Origin of the sequence: Sphingobium yanoikuyae, assembly GCF_013001025.1 — a bacterium.
Taxonomy (GTDB): domain Bacteria; phylum Pseudomonadota; class Alphaproteobacteria; order Sphingomonadales; family Sphingomonadaceae; genus Sphingobium; species Sphingobium yanoikuyae_A.
Genome location: NZ_CP053021.1, coordinates 3,908,246 through 3,925,917 on the forward strand (window position 1 = coordinate 3,908,246; position 17,672 = coordinate 3,925,917).

Consider the following 17,672-nt stretch of genomic DNA (forward strand, 5'->3'; position numbering starts at 1 on the left):
GAACGTTCCGATCGGCAAAGCGGACCGGCCGCACCTGGGAATGAAAAATCGGCTGCTGAACGGCGGCAAAGGGTCGACAGCGGAGATGGCCGCTACGCGCTCTTTCCAGTCATTCGATGGTCAGGGCGAAAATCAGGATTGAGGCATGATTGCAATTGCGGAGTGGTCCGCTGCGTTATCAACCGGGAGCCCAGCCTCCTTCCGTTCGGAGTATCGGTCAACGAGCTGCACCCCGTGCGGCCTCATCAGCACGGTGAAGCGGACCAGTTCCTCCATCACATCGACGATGCGCTCGTAGTAGCTCGATGCCCGCATCCGGCCGTCTTCGTCGAACTCCTTGTAGGCCATCGCCACTGACGACTGATTAGGAATCGTGAACATCCGCATCCAGCGGCCCAGCAAGCGCAGCGAATTGACGGCATTGAACGATTGCGAACCGCCGGACACCTGCATGACCGCAAGCGTTCTTCCCTGCGTCGGCCGCATCCCGCGCATCTGAAGTGGCAGATGATCGATCTGCGTCTTCATGATGCCGCTGATCTGGCCGTGCCGCTCAGGACTGCACCAGACCATGCCCTCCGACCATAGCGCGTGCTCCCGCAGTTCATGCACCGCCGGGTGATCATCTCCCGCTATCTGATCGGGCAGCGGCAGGTCGCTAGGATCGAAGATCCGCGTCTCGGCGCCGAAGAACTTTAGCAGGCGCGCCGCCTCTTCCACGGCGAGGCGCGAAAACGAGCGTTCCCGCAGAGAGCCGTAGAGCAGCAGAATACGCGGAGGCGGTTGATCCGGGCCAAGGCCGCTGGCGGGACGAGCCAACGCAAAAGCTTTGTCTAGCGCAGGAAGGTGATCGGGGGCGGCGAGTTCGCGCAGTCTCATGCGGAAATACCTTTCTCGTACCAGGGACGGGTCCGCTTCACCAAGGCGACGATCGATAGCATCACCGGCACTTCGACCAGCACGCCCACGACCGTTGCCAGCGCGGCGCCGGAACTGAGGCCAAAAAGGCTGATGGCGGCGGCCACAGCCAGTTCAAAGAAATTGGAGGCACCGATCAGCGCCGAAGGGCCAGCGACGCACCATGCCACGCCAAAACGGCGGCTGAGCCAATAGGCGATGCCGGCATTAAGATAGACCTGAAACAGGATCGGCACGGCAATCAGCGCGATTACCAGCGGTTGCCGGATGATCTGCTCGCCCTGAAAGCCGAACAGCAGCACCAGTGTCAGCAGCAGGCTGGCAAGGCTGATCGGGCCAATGGCGGACAGGAAATGCTGGAGCCGCTTCTCGCCCCCGCGAAGTAGGACTCGGCGGAGCAGTTGCGAGATGACCACCGGGACGACGATGTAGAGTCCCACCGACAGCGCCAACGTGCTCCACGGCACGGTAATCGATGCCACGCCCAGCAGCAATCCTACGAGCGGCGCGAAGGCAAGGACCATGATCAGGTCGTTCAGTGCCACCTGGCTCAAGGTGTAGTTCGGCTCACCATCGACGAGGTTGGACCAGACGAAGACCATCGCCGTGCAAGGCGCAGCAGCCAGCAGGATCAGCCCGGCAATGTAGGACGACGATACGCCTTCAGGCAGCATCGGCGCGAACAGGTGGCCGAGGAAGAAGGTGCCGAGCAATGCCATGGAGAATGGCTTGATCGCCCAGTTCACTACGAGGGTAATGCCGATACCACGCCAGTGCTGCCGAAGGCTATGGAGGGCGCCGAAATCGACCCGTAGCAGCATCGGGATGATCATGAGCCAGATCAGGCCCGCCACCACGAGGTTGACGTTGGCGATCTCCAGCGCTGCGATCGCCTCGAAGGCGCCGGGAAGCAAATGGCCGAGACCGATCCCGACTACGATGCACATGGCCACCCACAGCGAGAGATAGCGTTCGAACAGCGACATGATCGTCAGTCCTTCCCGGAAGCGATAGGCGCGGTCGCGGTGCCGCCACCCAAGGCGATCTGCATGTAAACTGTGTCGAGCCAGCGACCGGCCTTCCAGCCCATGCCGGTCAGGCAGCCGACCTGCTCAAAGCCGCAAGAGCCGTGCAGTGCGACGGAGGCCGGTTCACCGCCACCGATGACAGCGACCATCTGCCGGAAGCCATAGGCATCGGCGGCCTCCAGCAAGGCCTTGAGCAACAGCTTGCCGATGCCGCCACCGCGCCGGTCGTGCGCTACGTAGATGCTGTTCTCGCAAGCATAGGCATAGGCCGGTCTATCCCGGAACTGCGTGGCGTAGGCATAGCCCACCAGCTCAGATCCATCGCAGGCGACAAGGAACGGCCAACTCCGCCCGGTGATCATCAAAATCTTCTCGACGGTCTCGTCCGCGGTCGGCGGCACGACTTCGTAGGTTGCCGTGCCGTGAAGAACATGATGCGCATAAATGGTGGCAATGGCGTCCGCGTCGTCGACCTCAGCCCGGCGAACCGAAAGACTCATCGCCGGGTCGCTTCCACGACTTCGCCGTCTTCCTTGACGAAAGTTCTGCGCTGCTCGGCCGGCAGCAGGTCTAGCACTGCTTCGGAAGGCCGGCAGAGCTTCACGCCCAGTGGCGACACGACCAGCGGCCGGTTGATGAGGATAGGATGCTCCATCATCGCGTCGACGAGGGCCTCGTCCGTCAAGGTCTCGTCGCGGAGGCCCAGTTCGGCATAAGGCGTCCCCTTCTCGCGCAGCAGAGCGCGCGGGGTGATGCCGGCGCGGTCAATGAGTTCCAGGAGCAGCGCACGGCTCGGCGGCGTCTTCAGGTACTCGATAACATGAGGCTCTATACCCGCATTGCGGATCATGGCCAGGGCATTACGAGAGGTCCCGCAAAGCGGGTTATGGTAGATCACGATATCGGTCATTGTTGCCTCTTCAGCAGCAGGTAAGTTCGGCCAGAAGCGGCTCGCACAGTTCGGCGCGCCCCTGGCAGCAATCCTTGGCCAGATAGACCATGAGGCCGCGCAGCGCGTCGAGGTTGGCGCGCTGGATCTGTTGGCGACCACGCTTCTCGGACAGCACCAGGCCGGCCTTCACCATCACGGCCAGATGCGTCGAAAATGTGCTCTGGGTCAGCCCCGACGCTTCGACCAGTTCGCCGGTCGACAAGCCATCCGGCTCATGTCGGATCAGCAGCCGAAACGCATCGAGCCGCGTGGGATGGCCAAGGGTGGAGAGAATGGCAAGGGCGTCATCGGTGTCCATGCATCGAAATTATCCGATGCGATATGGCCCGTCAATGAGATATCGGATATTCCCGATTCTTTATTCGTCAGTCAGGCTTGAGGGCAGCTTGGGACCAATTGCTAGATGGAAGCTGACATTCCGAGATCGGCTCGACGCGCGGTTGGAAGGGAAAACCTGACCGTCTGCTCCTGGGGATCAAAAATCGCCCCTTGAACGGCAAATTTGGGTCGCTGTTAGGCGAAGAGCTTTGGGAAAAGCGTATCCTGGGTGTCACTTGGGAAACGAAGCGATACGGGCCCCTTCGGGGTATCCGACGCCAGCAATCCAGCATCGGTTAGCTCCTTTAGGACGCGTCGCGCGCTGCGCTCGGGCAGACCCGTAAGGCGCGGAGCAGCACCCCGCTCGAATTCTCCTCGAATAAGGGCTTCCTGGAGTAGCCAGTTACCCTCCGGAGACAAGCCATCTGTGATCAACACATGGCGCTCAAGCCGCTTCGATAGAGTGTCGAGTTCGAAGAGGCTCGACATGTAGCTGATTTGATCGAGACAGACTTTGAGAAACCACTCAGCAAATCCCACCAGATGCGCTTCGGAAAGGTTTCCCCGGCCATCGCGATCTCCCTGACGCGGTGCATCGGCCGAGGCCATGTACTTGCGATATTCTGTCCGGCCAGCATCTCCGGGCTCCAGCCCGCGTGCAAGCCCTCGAGATACCGACCATAGCCCGTGCGCGCCGATCCCTGCCTTGAGCGCCATGGCGTGGCTCATCAACCGACTAATCCGGCCATTGCCATCGGGAAAGGGGTGAATCCAATTGAACCGGTGGTGTGCTGTTGCCAGTGCCAGTATGCGCTTTGCTTTCCCGGCTCCCACTGCGGTCAAGCGCATTCCATCCTCGGGTTCAAAGGCAAACCGCAAGAAGAAATAGCTCATGAAATCGGCCACTCTGGCCGACGATGTCGGAATGTGGCGGCCGATCTGGACATCGTGCTCAGCCCTTGATCGCCATTCGCCCGGCGTCATTACAAAGCTTCGCTCTCCACCGCGCACGGTGAGCATGTCGATCGAGGCATCCGCGTAGAAATCTCGATGCAGTTGCAGGATAAAATCGGGGTCGGCAGGATCCGGAAGTTCGCCATGAATGGCAGCGCGATCGATGGCTTCCTGTACGCGGTAATGCGCTGCAGCTTCGGCCATGAGATCTCGTTGATCGTCATCGCGTTCGCCGGCCAACGCGCGCTCGATATCCCGTGGACGGGTGCGGTGTCCCTCGATGAGGTTACTGTAGTAGGTATTCATCACTCGCACGAGGCTGACGAGATGGAGTGCGGTCTGCGGATGAAGTGCTCGCCCGAGGCCTTCGGCCCTGGCTGCTATTTCGGCGACGAGATCCGGCAAATCACCGGCCGGTGCATCGATCCGTGCTGGCTCAATCTGAGTGGGGGATTCGACGTTCACTGCCACAGTTTTGGCCGATCCTTCTAGCCGGTTCTCTTATGCTCACATTAGCCCAAGAATAGCCGTTTTTCCAGCCTTGATGCTTTACTTTTCGCACTGCCTGATGGGCTATGGAGTGGCAATTTGGCCGGTCATTTGGCCGATCTTCTTGCCGAAGTTCGCCCTCCGTTACTGGGCCCCGTTCCGAAAGTCCTAGCGTCGGATCCAATACAGGCGTCCCCCCCTGATGCCGGATAGAGACCTCCGACTATTCGAGACGCTGCAACATTATCTTCCGGAATTCGACGGGATGCCCTTCACTCTGCAAGGCGACATAGCCTCTGCCGAGATGAAGCGTGCCACCCGCAGTCGCAATCAAGGGGCGAGCGTCATCATCTTCGGGATCCAGTTGCGCCCCGGAATAACGCAATACTGGCTTCCCATCGATGAAATGCGTAATCTGACCAGAGGGAAGGACTTCGACTTCCGCCTCGGTCCAGCGGCCGATGGGAATAAGAGGCGAGGTGGAGGCGATGCAATGCGGCAGGTCGCGATTGCCATCGACGACGACGGTCGTTCCCGGTGTACACAGATTGCCGCTGGGTTCCTCCGACGGGCGAGGGACGCCAAGCAACTGCATTTCCAGGCTCACCGGAAACGCCTGATCCTTTCGCATCGTTTCTGGCGCTTGAGCAAGAAGCATAAGCCCGGAGTTGGTGGCCTGCCACGGCTTGATACCCGCGATGGACTGACCAGTGAAACGATATTCAAAACGAATCCGAAATGACTTGAGTTGCGTGTGCCAGAACAGGTGGCCGAACTCTCCGTTGAAGGCCTCATATTCGTCGTAGGAGACGTGGATAGCGCCATCTTTTACGATGAAAGTGTGTCGAGGATCCTCGCCCAGGGCATGGCCCGTGATTTTCGGAACCCAGCCGGACAAATCCTTCCCGTCGAATATGGGCTCCCATTTGGTGGCAGGGGCCGCCGCCCCAGACAACAGGCCTATACCAAAGAGCGCAGCGATTTGTCGCAATGGCCTGGTCGATCCTGCTCCGAGCATGCGCTTCTTCTCCTTGTTGCCGTTGTGCCGATCCACCGGTCAGCCAAACTCATCGCCAGAAAGGGAGGTGAAAACAATGCTCCCCACTAACGCTCCGCATTCCCCCACAGTGAAATTTCAGATCATCCATCCAGAACGGTCTTCATATCTTCAAGGGCGAGGGCGATGAGAATTTCCATGCTCGTTCGGGCTTTGCGCGGATCGCGCCGCGCGATTGCGTCCACCACCCTCGCATGATCCGGTACAGGATCGCCCAAAGGTTGGATCGCTGCCGATGACATCGATTTTGGTTCAATTTTAAAGCGCCATGGCTCAATTTTGCCGATCACCGACAGCGAGTATCGTGCAATTCTGGAGTCCTTTGGGCGAAGCAATTATTCGCGTGATTGCAGACCACACTGAGATGTAAAAGCCCTCATCATTTCTGATCCGCACACGCTGACATCGCCGATCCGGCTCTTATCGATCGCAAGTGCCATTGCCTCATTCGAGCGATTGCGGATTCGATAAAATCGGCCTGATCGGGCTTCAGGCAGAAAACAGCCACACAAATTGTCTTAAGGGCTTGAAGAGCAGCAGGTGGCTGCAATTATTGAAATGAAAATCTCATCCTCACCCTGACGGCTGCAGCCGCCGCAGGGTGGGGAGAAAGAACCCACCTCAAATGATCTATGTCAGTGAAGAAGACCGCAAGCGCATCGCGCTTGCGAAGGAGGCCGCTCGCGCATTCGCCGGGATGGTCGGCTGGATGGTCGAGCCTTGCACATCGCCAATGCCGTCCGTGCTAGCGGACTTCGAATATGCCGACCGCGCCAACATCGTGATGGCGCACTGGCAAAAGAAGCTCTCGCTCACCGCCCTCATCAAAGCCGTTGCCGAGTGTCGAACTGATCTTCTCCTGGTCGAGCCGAGCCACGTCTCAGGAAAGCAGGCCGGCAACTACATCACGCTGTTGCTGTGGCGCGATGGTGAGGTTCAGATCATCACGAGCCTCGGGATGTGGCTTCAGGAACCCGGCGGGCCGATCCACCTGGTCACAAATCCGGAGAGCCGCGACGAGATGCGGGCATTCATGGTCGATCGCGGCGGCATTTGTCCGCTGCCAACTCTGCCCTGGTCAACCGCAGAAGCAGAACGGCTCGGTTTCTCGACCGCCCGACGCCACTGGGAGCTGACCGTGGAAGGGCGTTGCGCATGAGCGGGAACGACAATCTCCGATGGCTGGACAACCTGCCGGTTGGCTGGGCGCAGCTCTACCGCGACCTCCTGTCTGATCTCGCGGCGAACGGCATCACGGCCTGCGTGGACGAGGCGAAGGAAAAATTCGGTTCGCTCCGGATTTATCTCGAGCCCAGGGTTCCCGAAGCACGACCCTACATCGCCGCAGCCGAAGAGCGGTCCAAGGTTACCTGCCAACGATGCGGCGATCCGGGAGAAATGCTCATGCGTAATCGCATCGTTGCCACTCTCTGTCCGGTCCACGGCGACGGCTTTTCCAAGCCAGCCAGGCCGCCGGTGGTCACGGTTTACATAAAGACGGTGGACATCTCGGACGAGTAGGCGCCGCCGCCGCGGCGAAGGCCAAGTTTGAAGTGGCTCAGGCAGCTGAGCAAAATGGAATGAAAAAAGGGGCAAGGCGCGGCACCGCTCGGCTGCCGCGCGCCCTCAACGCGAAAGTCTCTCAATATGCAGGATAATGTTACACCGTGTTCCTTCGGGAGCGCGAACGGCTTGCCGTGGATCAAAGCTGCAACCCATCGCGCCATCATGATGCTGGCGGCAGATATTGGCGGGCCGATCGACTTCAGCCCGGAGCGGCGCTTCCCGGGCGCGCGGCATGGCGTGCTACTGGAAGGCGCCAATCTCCTGATCGTCGGGACCCGGACCGGGCCGAACATCGGGCTAAATGACGTCAGCGCGGTCGCGAGGCCGTATGGTATGGACCTGCTGCTCGCGCGCTTCTCTGGTCCAGTCGTGAAATACGACATTTATCGCTGCAAAGACGATCAGTGGTTTACCGGCTATCAGCGCGCATGGTTTGAGGACCGCTACTGGTTCTGCCCGCCCGATGAAGTCGATCAGCCATTCATCCTGGCACACCGGCGCGGCCTGCAATTCTCCACCCATGCGCCTTGCCCCGATGCCCGGCGCTTTGAAGCCGGTCTCTCGCTGGCGGCGCAGACCAGCACGCAGTGGCAGGAGGCGGCATGAGCAAAGCCAAATCGAAGCCTGCCACGGCCGATCAGCCAGAGATGCTGTCCTGCTTCACGCTGGATCCTGCCGATGACGGCAGCTTCAAATATATCCGCTACTTCTACAAACAGGATGTACATCGTGCCGGAATAGCCGACATGGTTATGGCGAAGCTGACGCCTGCCGGGCACAAGGCATCGCGTCATGATTTGCTGCTGCCTGACGCAGCCAGCGGTGAATATATGGACCTCAGCTATCTGCTGCAGCGCTACGATGCGATGCTGCCCGCGGCTGAGCGGACCGGATACGCCCAATTCACCCTGGCACTGCCATCAGATCAGCCACCGAATGTGGGATGGGAGCAGGTGCGAGCGTGGGTTCGGAGCTATTTTGTGCGTCAGGAGCAGCTCGCCGCACTGATGGTTCTCCATCTGCCCTATCTGGCGGGGTCATCAAATGCCGCTCACATCCATATCCTGCTCCCGGCACGCCGGCTGTCGATGAATGGGTTTACCGGCCAGGCACGCGACGTCTGTTCGGATAGTGGCTGCCATGATGCATGGAACGCCTGGATCAGCTTTCAGAAGGAGGGCGGCTCATGCGTAAAGTGACGATGATCGATCCGCCCCATGGCTGGCGCTATGGCTTTCCCAAGCCCCTCACTCTTGGTGAGGGGCAGAGCCTGCAGGATTGGTTGATCGAAAATGGATACCCCCAGGCCGAGATCAACGTCTTCGGGATCGTCCATCTGCCTTGCCGGTACTGGACGCGGGAAATCGAGGAGCCGCCGCCCCATGAACTGAACGCGCATGACATAGGCGAGAGGAGGAAGCTCATCCTTGCCCGCCGTCTTATCGCCGCGCTTCGGGCCAATCTGGACCTCATCATTCAGGCGCAGGCGGAGAATGACCGGCAGCTGGCAAGCCATCGTGCGACCATTGGAAACAGGGCATGGCGCTTTCTACTGAGGCGATCCATCGATGAGATCATCGCCTATATGCTTCAGAAGTCCCCGACCGGGAGAACTCTACGTTCAACCAGTCCATTCTCCATGATCCTGCCGCCCGAGCCCGAAGCAGAACGGCGAAGGATGTGGCGTGCGGCCAAGGCAGAGTTGCTCGCCGATTACCTGAGCGGGGGAAAGGGAATCAGAAATTTCCAGCTCAGGCCAAACGCAGACCGAGACACTATCGATATGGAAAATTGAAAAAGGAAATCCACAGGCGTGTCAGATTTTCCCAGCATGCTCCTGCATGCTTATTTGACCTATATTTGACAACTTTCTCAGGCAGTCGCCTAAGCCATTGAAAAATATGGTGACCCCTACGGGAATCGAACCCGTGTTTCAGCCGTGAAAGGGCCGCGTCCTAACCGCTAGACGAAGGGGCCGTTCGTTGTCGCCGCCGTGGCAGCGCTGCGAAGCGAGGGCGCAATTAGGCGGGACTGGCGAAAGGGTCAACCCCCTTTGCGCAAGAAAATTGCAATCTTTCTCAATCCGCCCAGGCGGCGTCCTCCAGATGCAGCTCTGCGGCGGGTCGGCTGCCCCAATCGTCGATCTTCGCACGGCCCGCCACCCACAGGCGGCGGTCGCGCGGCGCACCCAGAATCGCCTGACCCAGTTCCGATTCGGCCTGGCGGAAGGCGATCGTCTTGATCGACCGGCCATCATCGCCCGCCATGATCGCCCGCAAATGGCCATTGCCGACCACATCGGCGCGAATCACCCGCATCGGCCCGGCGGCGATCAACGGCGCGGGCCAGCCTGCGCCATAGGGGCCGCCCGCCTCGATCGCGGCGACGAAGTCGGGATTGACCCCGGCCGGCGCCAGCACCGCGTCGATCAGCAGCGCCCGCTCGTCCCGCGCACGGACAACGGCGGCCGACAGGCGATCGTCCAGGAACTCGGCCAGCGCATCGACCTTGTCGGCCATCACGGTAAGCCCCGCCGCCATCGCATGGCCGCCGCCCGCGACCAGCAGGCCGCTATCCTTGGCCGCCAGCACCGCCGCGCCCAGATCGACGCCGGAAATGGAGCGGCCCGACCCTTTGCCCACGCCATCCTCGTCCAGCGCGACGACGATGGCGGGACGGCCGGCCCGTTCCTTGAGCCGCCCGGCAACGATGCCGATGACGCCGGGATGCCAGCCCGGCCCGGCGACCAGCGCCACGGCCCGATTGTCCTGCGCCGCCAGCAAGGCCTCCGCCTGTTCCTGCACGATCGATTCGATCGCGCGCCGTTCCTCGTTCAACCGATCCAGTTCGGCGGCGATTCGCGCGGCCTCGGCCGGATCTTCGGTGGTCAGCAGCCGCACCCCCAGATCCGCCTTGCCGACACGCCCGCCGGCATTGATGCGCGGCCCGAGCGCGAAGCCCAGATCATGGCAGAGCGGCGCACGATTGAGGCGGCTGGCGTCCATCAGCGCGGCAAGGCCGATATTGCGCCGCTTGGCCATGACCTTGAGCCCCTGCGCCACGAAGGCGCGGTTGAGCCCCTTGAGCTGCGCGACGTCGGCGACGGTGCCGAGCGCGACGATGTCGAGCAACTCCATGATCGCCGGTTCCGGCCGGGTCGCGAACCAGCCGCGCGCGCGCAGCGTCCGCAGCAAGGCCGCACCCAGCAGGAAGGCCATGCCAACGGCGGCGAGATGGCCATGGACGGCCGCGCCCGCATTTTCGTCCAGCCGGTTGGGATTGACCAGCGCCAGCGCCACCGGCAGCGCCGCCGCGCATTTATGATGGTCGACGACGACGACATCGACCCCGGCCGCCTTAGCCATGTCGAGCGCCTCGAACGCCTGCGCGCCGCAATCGACGGTGACGATCAGTTGCGCGCCATCCCCCGCAAGCCGCACCAGCGCCTCGCCCGACGGGCCATAGCCCTCCATCAGCCGGTCGGGGATATAGGGCCGGGCATCCAGGCCAATGTCGCGCAGCAACCGGATCAGCAGCGCCGCGCTGGTCGCGCCATCGACGTCATAATCGCCGAAGATGCGGACATCCTCGCCGCGCTGGACTGCATCGGCCAGCCGCTCGGCCGCCGCATCCATGTCGCGGAACAGGCTGGGGTCGGGCATGAAATGGCGGATGGTCGGGTTGCGATGCGCCTCCACCCCGTCGGGCGGACAGCCGCGCGCCAGCAGCAGCTGCGCCACCAGATCGTCGGGCTGATAGCCGGGCGAACGCGCGTCCGCCCCCAGGCCGCGCCAGCGCCAGGGCTGGCCAGTGATCGAACGGGTGATGTTGAGCGCAAATGTCATGAAGCGGCTCTAGACCGGCGGGGGCACCGATGGAAGCGCCGCGCCGCCGGGCGAAATCGTCACGCAGGCGGAACCGTTGCAAGTCATTGGGCGTATTGCCTGTTTGCCGGACATATGGGATGCCCGGTGCGAAAGGGGCATCGCAGACAGATGAAGAAGCGGCAGGCGAGATATGTTCGGCATGCGCTGGGCATGATCATGGCAGCCGCCTCTCCCCTGCCCCTGATGGCGCAGACGGTTCCGGCCAGCGCCCCCAGCACCACAGCGCCCGCCGACGAAGAACCGATCCTGCCCGACGACGAGTTCAACGCGCGCCTGCCCGGCGCCGGCAACGTCGACGACAAGGCTAGCAATAGCGGGACCGACAGCAAGGCCCCCTTGCCCTCGATCGACGACTGGCTGGACCAGCAGATGCCGGCCCAGGGCGGTTCCCAAGGCAGCGCGCCGGCCAGCGGCACGGCACCCGCGACCGGCGCCGAACTGCCCCCCGCCACCGAGCCGCCGGTCGAAACCGAACTGGCCCAGCCGCTGCCCGCGCTCGACAGCGTGACCGTGCCGGAAAATGTCGCCGATGATGACAGCGACGAAAAGATGCCCGAGGTCCGCTACGCGACCCAGCTTGACGGTTTCGGCAAGACCGGCCTGGAGGATGAATTCCGCGCCGCGTCAGCCCTGGTCGACGGCAAGGGCAAGGCCGAGACCGCATCAATGGTGCAGCAGCGCGCCCAGGCCGACGAGCAACTGGCGGTGCGGCTGTTCCATTCGGAAGGCTATTATGATGCCACCGCCCTCGCCTCGCTCGACCAGCAGCAGGATGGCACGCTGAAGGCGATCCTGTCGGTAACGCCGGGCAAGCGCTACAAGATCAACGAGATCGTCATCCATGCGCCCGAGACGATCCCGCCCGGCCTGATCCGCGACAGCCTGACCTTGAAGACCGGCGATTATATCGTCGCCACTGCGGTCGAGGCGGCGGAGGCCAATGTCGCGCTCAAGCTGCCGGAGCATGGTTATGCCTTCGCCAGGATCGGCGACCGCGACATCTTGCTCGATCCCGCGACCGTGACCGGCGACTATACCCTGCCGGTCGAGCCGGGCCCGCGCGGCACATTCCGCACCATTACCACCAGCGGCGAGAAGCAGGCGTTCGGCGCAGACCATATGGCGGTGATCGCCCGCTTCGACAAAGGCGACCTTTATGACAGCCGCAAGGTCGACGATCTGCGCAAGGCGCTGGTCGCGACCGGCCTGTTCGCCAGCGTCGCGGTCGATCCGGTCCAGACCGGCGAGCCCGGCCCGGATGGCACCGAATATGTCGACCTGCATGTCGATCAGGAAGCCGGCCCGGCCCGGCGGCTGGCCGGCGAACTGGGCTATGGCACCGGACAGGGCTTCCGCGCCGAAGGCAGCTGGACCCATCGCAACTTGTTCCCGCCCGAAGGCGCCCTGATCGCCAGCGTCATCGCCGGCACCCAGGAACAGGGCGTATCGGGCACCTTCCGCCGGTCCAATGCGGGCAAGCGCGACAAGACCTTCCAGGCCGGCGCCGGCGTCAACCACCAGAAATATGACGCCTATGAAGCCTTCACCCTGGGCCTCAACGCCAGCTGGTCGCGCCAGTCGACACCGATCTTCCAGAAGCGCTGGACCTATACCTATGGCGGCGAAATCCTGCTTTCGAACGAAAATACCACGATCGACGAAAGCGGCGAAAACAAGCGGCTGACCTATTTCATCGGCGCACTGCCGGTGCAGGTCGGCTATGACCGCTCCAACGACCTGCTCAACCCCACCAGCGGCTTCCGCGCCAATCTGCGCGTATCGCCCGAGGCGTCCCTGCAGGGCAATGTCTCGCCCTATGTCCGCGCCAGCTTCGACCTGGCCGGCTATTATCCGATTTCCGACAGTTTCGTGCTGGCGGCGCGGACCAAGATCGGCATGATCAACGGCGTCGCCCGCGACGATGTCGCGCCTTCGCGGCGCATCTATGCCGGCGGTGGCGGGTCGGTGCGCGGCTATGGCTATCAGGAACTGGGGCCAAAGGACGCGAACAATGATCCGATCGGCGGCCGATCGGTCAATGAATTTGCGGTCGAGGGCCGCTATCGCTTCGGCAATTATGGCGTCGTCGCCTTCGTCGATGCGGGTCAGGTCTATGAAAGCCAGATCCCGCAATTTTCCGACATCCGCTATGGCGTGGGCCTGGGCGGACGTTTCTACACCAATTTCGGACCCTTCCGCGCAGATATAGCCATGCCGATCAACCGCCAGCCCGGCGAATCCAAATTCGCCCTCTACATCGGTATCGGACAGGCCTTCTGATGGCGGCAGATACCCCTCCCCCCGCGCCCGAAGCGACCGAGTCCGTGGTGATCCGCCAGGGCCGCCCGCTGTGGCAGAAGATCGCCATCGGCCTGGCCGGCCTGATCGTCGGGCTGGTGGTGCTGGTCGCGGGCCTGCTGCTGTTCCTCGATACCCAGCCGGGCAAGAGTTTCCTCATCAAGCAGATCGCCGCGCTCAAGATGGAATCGGGCATGGGGATCGAGGTCGGCCGGATCGAGGGATCGATCTATAGCGACATGACCATCCACGACCTGATCCTGCGCGATCCCAAGGGCGTGTTCGCGGTCAGCCCCAGGGTCCATGTCGTCTGGCGCCCGTTCCGCTACCTCCAGAACCATATTTCGGTGCAAAATCTGGAAAGCCCGCTGGTGGTGCTGGCGCGCAGCCCGCAATTCAACCAGACCCCGACCGATCCCAATGCGCCGATCCTGCCCGACCTCGACATCGACGTCGACCGGATGCGGCTCGACCGTTTCCTGCTCGCCAAGCCGGTGATCGGCCAGAAGCGCGAGATCGCGATCGACAGCGTCGTCCATATCGCTGACGGCCGCGCCCAGCTGTCCGCCAATGCGGTGGTCGACAGCGGCGATCGGCTGCAGGCGAAGCTGGACGCGGTGCCGGCACAGAATCGCCTGGCGATGAGCGGCACGCTGACCGCGCCCAAGGGCGGCGTGATCGCGGCGATGAGCGGCCTGCCCGACGGCATGACCGCCTCGCTCGACGGCAAGGGCACCTGGCAGGCCTGGAACGGCAAGCTGATCGCCACCACGCCCAAGGGCGAACTGGCCAATATCGCGCTCGCCGCCCGCGACGGCAGCTTCACCGCCAAGGGGCCGCTGCGCCCCGGCCTCGTCTATGGCGACATTGCCGACCGGCTGACCCGGCCGCAGCTCGACGTCGACCTGTTCGCCGGCCTCAACGAACGGCGCGTCAACCTCAAGGGGTCGCTGCGCTCGCCCGCCATGTCGGCCGATGCGCAAGGTCTGGTGGACCTGGGCAAGAGCACATTCAGCGCGCTCAAGATCAATGCCGCGCTGCTGCAACCGGGCGCCTTCATGGACAAGGTGAAGGGCAAGGATGTCCGCGCCTCAATCATCCTCGACGGGCCGATGGCGACGCCCTTCATCGATTATGACATCAGCGCCACATCCCTCGCCTTCGACGCCACCGGCATCGAGAATCTGAAGGCCAGCGGCCGCGCCGTGATCGACGCCGATCGCATCCGCATCCCGGTCAACGCGACCGCGAAGCGCGTCACCGGCCTCAATGCCGCCGCCGGCGGCCTGATGACCAATTTGCGGGTGAAGGGCGACTTTGCCTATGCCGGCGGCAAGCTGATCAGCGACAATCTCAAGCTCGACAGCGACAAGATCGACGCCACCGCCATCATCCTCGCCGATCTTGACAACGCCATCTACCGCGGCGCGCTGAAGGGGCGGGTCAACGACTATCGGATCGACGGCGTCGGCATCGTCAACCTCAACACCGACGTCAAGCTGATCCCCGGTCCCAAGGGCGGCTTCGGCCTGTCGGGCATGTTCGGCGTGCGCACAGCGCGCTGGGAAAATGCCTCGGTCCGCGACTTCCTGGGCGGCAATGCGGTGATGTCCGGCAGGATCGGCATGACGCCGGAGGGCAAGTTCACCCTGGCGGGGCTCAAGGGCGCCGCGCCCAATTTCCAGATCAAGTCCGGTTCGGGCAGCTATGACACCAACGGCCAGCTCGCCTTCGACACCGAAGCCTATTCGAAACAATATGGCCCGCTGTTCCTGACCGTGCGCGGCACGGCGGACCGGCCGCAGGCAGTGCTGCGCGCGCCGCGTCCCAATGTCGGCGTGCAGCTGACCGATGTCGTTGCCAAGCTGAATGGCGAACCGGCCGGCTATCGCCTCGATGCCACCGGCGGATCGCCCTATGGCCCCTTCTTCGCCAATGTGCTGATCCGCACCGCACAAGGGCCGCTGACGATCGACGTGACCAAGGCGCGCTTCGCCGGGGTCGACATGAACGGCCGCATCCAGCAGTCCAATGCTGGCCCCTTCACCGGCCAGCTGGCGATGAACGGGTCGGGCATCACCGGTGCGGTGAAACTCAATGCCGTCGGCAAGCTACAGGGCGTCGACGTCAACGCGACCGCCAGCAATGCCAAGCTGCCGGGCGAGGCCGACATCGTCATCGGCCGCGCCGTCGTCACCGCCTCCATGCTGCTGAGCGACCAGCCCAAGGTGATCGCCGACGTGCAGATGGCGAACGCCGCCTATGGCGACTATGTCGTGCGCAAGGCGCGGGCAAAGCTCGATTATCAGGGCGGCCGGGGCAAGGCCCAGCTGGTCGCCGATGGTTCCAGCGGCGTACCCTTCTCGGTCGCGGTCAACGCCGCACTGCGCCCCGACCTCTATGCCGTCGCGCTGCAGGGCAAGGCCAGCAATGTCGATTTCCGCCTGAACCAGCCGGCGATCATCCGCGCGGAAAAGACCGGCTATCGGCTGGAACCGGTCAGCCTGGTGCTGCCGCAGGGCAAGGTCGATCTGGCTGGCCATTTCGGCACGGACACGGCGCTGCAGGCCCGTTTCAAGGATTTCGACCTCGCCATCGCCAATGTCGCCAATCCGGGCCTGGGCATCGGCGGCAAGGCGACCGGCATGGTCGATTACAGCCAGAACGGGACCGCCTTCCCGACCGCGACCACACGCCTGGCGATCAGCGATTTCCGCCGGTCGAGCCTGGCCGCCGTGTCCGACGCAGTGTCGATGAATGTCGAGGGCAAGCTGTCCTCCGCCGGCGGCGACATGCGCGGCCTCATCCGCAGGGGCAACAGCACGATCGGCCGCTTCGTCGCCACCATGGCCCCGCCGGGACCAGGCGCCAACTGGTCGGAACAGCTGATGGCTGCGCCGCTGGGCGGCGGCATCCGCTATGCCGGCCCGGCCGACGTGCTCTTCTCCTTCGCCGGCCTTGCCGATCAGCGGCTGAGCGGCGGCATCGCGGTCGCAGCCGATTTCGGCGGCCGACTGACCGCGCCGCAGCTCAACGGCCTGGTCCGCGCCAATGCGCTGACCTATGACAATACGAGTTTCGGCACCCGCGTCACCCAGATGAAGCTCGACGGCCGCTTCACCAACGACCGGCTCGACATTCGCGACTTTTCCGGCCGCGCCGGCAACGGCACGGTCCAGGCCAGCGGCACGGTGGGCCTGGCCGCCGACAGCGGCTTCCCGATGAACATCGCGGTCAAGATGGACCATGCCCGCCTCGCCCGCAGCGAAGCGATCACCAGCGTGGTCAGCGGTACCCTCGCTATCACCAACAGCGCGGAAAATGGCGGCTTGATCAAGGGCGACCTGTCGCTGCCCGAGACCCGCTATCGCGTCGCCTGGCAGGGCGGCACCGAGATTCGTGAATTGCAGGGCGTCCGCCGCAAGGGCGAGGGCCAGGATGTGCTGGCGCAGCGTATCGCCGACCGCAAGGCCGCCGCTGCATCGCCGACCAACTGGAAACTCGACATCCGCCTGCGCGCCGACAACCAGATCTATGTCACCGGCATGGGCCTCGATTCCGAATGGAAGACCGACATGCGCGTCACCGGCACCGCGACCAAGCCGCGCGTCAGCGGCAAGATCGAGGTGATCCGCGGCCGCTACAGCTTCTCGGGCCACCAGTTCGACCTGGATCAGGGCGTCATCACCTTCAATGGCGACATGATGAACCCGACGCTGGCGATCAAGGCGCTGACCGAGATTGACGATGTCAGCGCGGGCATCGCCGTCGCCGGCACCGCGCAGCAGCCGGACATCACATTCGTGTCGACGCCGACATTGCCGCAGGACGAGATTCTCTCGCGCATCCTGTTCGGTGACAATGTCGCCAATCTGTCCGCTACCCAGGCGATCCAGTTGGCCGCCGCTCTCAACGGCCTGCGCGGCGGCAGTGGCGGGCTCAATCCGATGGGCAAGCTGCAGGGCGCATCGGGTCTCGACCGGATCGGCATCGTCGGCGGTGACGAGGATACCGGGCGCGGCACGTCGCTCGCCGTCGGCCAGCATATCTCCAACAATATCTATGTGGAGGTCGTGACGGACTCGAAGGGCTTTACCGCCACCCAGCTGGAAGTCGCCCTGTCGAAGACGCTGAGCATCCTGTCGAAGACCGGCACCAATGCGGGATCTTCCGCCGCACTTCGTTATTCTAGGGACTATTGATCC

Annotated in this window: 16 protein-coding genes and 1 tRNA gene; 7 read left to right on the plus strand and 10 right to left on the minus strand. The window is 63.1% G+C overall.

Going from position 1 to position 17,672, the window contains the following annotated elements; translation table 11 throughout:
• Positions 1-132: 132 nt before the first annotated feature.
• From arsH to HH800_RS18830, 8 genes are all read right to left on the minus strand, one after another.
• The gene (arsH, locus tag HH800_RS18795) at positions 133-879 is read right to left on the minus strand and encodes an arsenical resistance protein ArsH (protein ID WP_037523027.1); all 747 of its coding nucleotides are present in this window, start codon (positions 877-879) and stop codon (positions 133-135) included.
• Entirely contained in the window at positions 876-1,904 is a 1,029-nt protein-coding gene (gene arsB / locus HH800_RS18800) for an ACR3 family arsenite efflux transporter (RefSeq protein ID WP_037523025.1), read from the minus strand. The genes arsH and arsB overlap by 4 nt, the downstream gene beginning before the upstream one ends.
• Positions 1,905-1,909: 5 nt before the next feature.
• On the minus strand, positions 1,910-2,446 hold the full coding sequence (locus HH800_RS18805; RefSeq protein WP_037523024.1) for a GNAT family N-acetyltransferase: 537 nt from the start codon (positions 2,444-2,446) through the stop codon (positions 1,910-1,912).
• Complete coding sequence (gene arsC / locus HH800_RS18810) at positions 2,443-2,856, minus strand: arsenate reductase (glutaredoxin) (RefSeq protein WP_037523022.1); 414 nt, start codon at positions 2,854-2,856, stop codon at positions 2,443-2,445. The genes HH800_RS18805 and arsC overlap by 4 nt, the downstream gene beginning before the upstream one ends.
• A gap of 10 nt (positions 2,857-2,866) precedes the next feature.
• Positions 2,867-3,196, minus strand: a complete 330-nt coding sequence (locus tag HH800_RS18815; protein ID WP_048938527.1) for an ArsR/SmtB family transcription factor — start codon at positions 3,194-3,196, stop codon at positions 2,867-2,869.
• Between the two features lie 215 nt (positions 3,197-3,411).
• Positions 3,412-4,635 carry a Fic family protein gene (locus HH800_RS18820; RefSeq protein ID WP_037523018.1) on the minus strand — a complete coding sequence of 408 codons (1,224 nt, stop codon included), beginning with the start codon at positions 4,633-4,635 and terminating at the stop codon, positions 3,412-3,414.
• A gap of 247 nt (positions 4,636-4,882) precedes the next feature.
• Positions 4,883-5,713, minus strand: coding sequence for a 3-keto-disaccharide hydrolase (locus HH800_RS18825; RefSeq protein WP_201039033.1), 831 nt, complete (start codon positions 5,711-5,713; stop codon positions 4,883-4,885).
• A gap of 86 nt (positions 5,714-5,799) precedes the next feature.
• Entirely contained in the window at positions 5,800-6,006 is a 207-nt protein-coding gene (locus tag HH800_RS18830; RefSeq protein ID WP_153039521.1) for a hypothetical protein, read from the minus strand.
• A gap of 335 nt (positions 6,007-6,341) precedes the next feature.
• On the opposite strand from HH800_RS18830, the gene HH800_RS18835 reads away from it, so the two are divergent.
• The 5 genes from HH800_RS18835 (at position 6,342) to HH800_RS18855 (ending at position 9,077) form a co-directional block, all read left to right on the plus strand.
• Entirely contained in the window at positions 6,342-6,875 is a 534-nt protein-coding gene (locus HH800_RS18835) for a hypothetical protein (protein ID WP_169861966.1), read from the plus strand.
• Positions 6,872-7,237 carry a hypothetical protein gene (locus HH800_RS18840; RefSeq protein ID WP_169861967.1) on the plus strand — a complete coding sequence of 122 codons (366 nt, stop codon included), beginning with the start codon at positions 6,872-6,874 and terminating at the stop codon, positions 7,235-7,237. Before HH800_RS18835 ends, HH800_RS18840 begins: the two co-directional genes overlap by 4 nt.
• A 207-nt stretch (positions 7,238-7,444) precedes the next feature.
• On the plus strand, positions 7,445-7,888 hold the full coding sequence (locus HH800_RS18845) for a hypothetical protein (RefSeq protein ID WP_235681921.1): 444 nt from the start codon (positions 7,445-7,447) through the stop codon (positions 7,886-7,888).
• Positions 7,885-8,481 carry a hypothetical protein gene (locus HH800_RS18850; protein WP_169861969.1) on the plus strand — a complete coding sequence of 199 codons (597 nt, stop codon included), beginning with the start codon at positions 7,885-7,887 and terminating at the stop codon, positions 8,479-8,481. Before HH800_RS18845 ends, HH800_RS18850 begins: the two co-directional genes overlap by 4 nt.
• Complete coding sequence (locus tag HH800_RS18855; RefSeq protein WP_235681922.1) at positions 8,469-9,077, plus strand: hypothetical protein; 609 nt, start codon at positions 8,469-8,471, stop codon at positions 9,075-9,077. Before HH800_RS18850 ends, HH800_RS18855 begins: the two co-directional genes overlap by 13 nt.
• A gap of 107 nt (positions 9,078-9,184) precedes the next feature.
• On the opposite strand, the gene HH800_RS18860 is transcribed toward HH800_RS18855, so the two are convergent.
• Together HH800_RS18860 and recJ are read right to left on the minus strand one after the other, a co-directional pair.
• A tRNA-Glu gene (locus HH800_RS18860) sits at positions 9,185-9,259 on the minus strand.
• Between the two features lie 101 nt (positions 9,260-9,360).
• Entirely contained in the window at positions 9,361-11,127 is a 1,767-nt protein-coding gene (gene recJ, locus HH800_RS18865) for a single-stranded-DNA-specific exonuclease RecJ (RefSeq protein WP_169861970.1), read from the minus strand.
• 150 nt (positions 11,128-11,277) lie between these two features.
• Here recJ and HH800_RS18870 point away from each other — a divergent pair, with 150 nt between their 5' ends.
• Together HH800_RS18870 and HH800_RS18875 are read left to right on the plus strand one after the other, a co-directional pair.
• Positions 11,278-13,449, plus strand: a complete 2,172-nt coding sequence (locus HH800_RS18870) for a BamA/TamA family outer membrane protein (RefSeq protein ID WP_169861971.1) — start codon at positions 11,278-11,280, stop codon at positions 13,447-13,449.
• On the plus strand, positions 13,449-17,669 hold the full coding sequence (locus HH800_RS18875) for a translocation/assembly module TamB domain-containing protein (protein ID WP_169861972.1): 4,221 nt from the start codon (positions 13,449-13,451) through the stop codon (positions 17,667-17,669). The genes HH800_RS18870 and HH800_RS18875 overlap by 1 nt, the downstream gene beginning before the upstream one ends.
• Positions 17,670-17,672 lie beyond the last annotated feature (3 nt).

What these genes read in the sequence shown, in the direction of transcription:
- HH800_RS18850 (WP_169861969.1), top strand. Translation starts at nt 7,885, where the DNA reads ATGAGCAAAGCCAAATCGAAGCCTGCCACGGCCGATCAGCCAGAGATG.
- HH800_RS18840 (WP_169861967.1), top strand. Translation starts at nt 6,872, where the DNA reads ATGAGCGGGAACGACAATCTCCGATGGCTGGACAACCTGCCGGTTGGC.
- HH800_RS18805 (WP_037523024.1), bottom strand. Translation starts at nt 2,446, where the DNA reads ATGAGTCTTTCGGTTCGCCGGGCTGAGGTCGACGACGCGGACGCCATT.
- arsB (WP_037523025.1), bottom strand. Translation starts at nt 1,904, where the DNA reads ATGTCGCTGTTCGAACGCTATCTCTCGCTGTGGGTGGCCATGTGCATC.
- HH800_RS18835 (WP_169861966.1), top strand. Translation starts at nt 6,342, where the DNA reads ATGATCTATGTCAGTGAAGAAGACCGCAAGCGCATCGCGCTTGCGAAG.
- HH800_RS18870 (WP_169861971.1), top strand. Translation starts at nt 11,278, where the DNA reads ATGAAGAAGCGGCAGGCGAGATATGTTCGGCATGCGCTGGGCATGATC.
- recJ (WP_169861970.1), bottom strand. Translation starts at nt 11,127, where the DNA reads ATGACATTTGCGCTCAACATCACCCGTTCGATCACTGGCCAGCCCTGG.
- HH800_RS18845 (WP_235681921.1), top strand. Translation starts at nt 7,445, where the DNA reads ATGATGCTGGCGGCAGATATTGGCGGGCCGATCGACTTCAGCCCGGAG.
- HH800_RS18875 (WP_169861972.1), top strand. Translation starts at nt 13,449, where the DNA reads ATGGCGGCAGATACCCCTCCCCCCGCGCCCGAAGCGACCGAGTCCGTG.
- arsC (WP_037523022.1), bottom strand. Translation starts at nt 2,856, where the DNA reads ATGACCGATATCGTGATCTACCATAACCCGCTTTGCGGGACCTCTCGT.
- HH800_RS18855 (WP_235681922.1), top strand. Translation starts at nt 8,469, where the DNA reads ATGCGTAAAGTGACGATGATCGATCCGCCCCATGGCTGGCGCTATGGC.
- HH800_RS18815 (WP_048938527.1), bottom strand. Translation starts at nt 3,196, where the DNA reads ATGGACACCGATGACGCCCTTGCCATTCTCTCCACCCTTGGCCATCCC.
- arsH (WP_037523027.1), bottom strand. Translation starts at nt 879, where the DNA reads ATGAGACTGCGCGAACTCGCCGCCCCCGATCACCTTCCTGCGCTAGAC.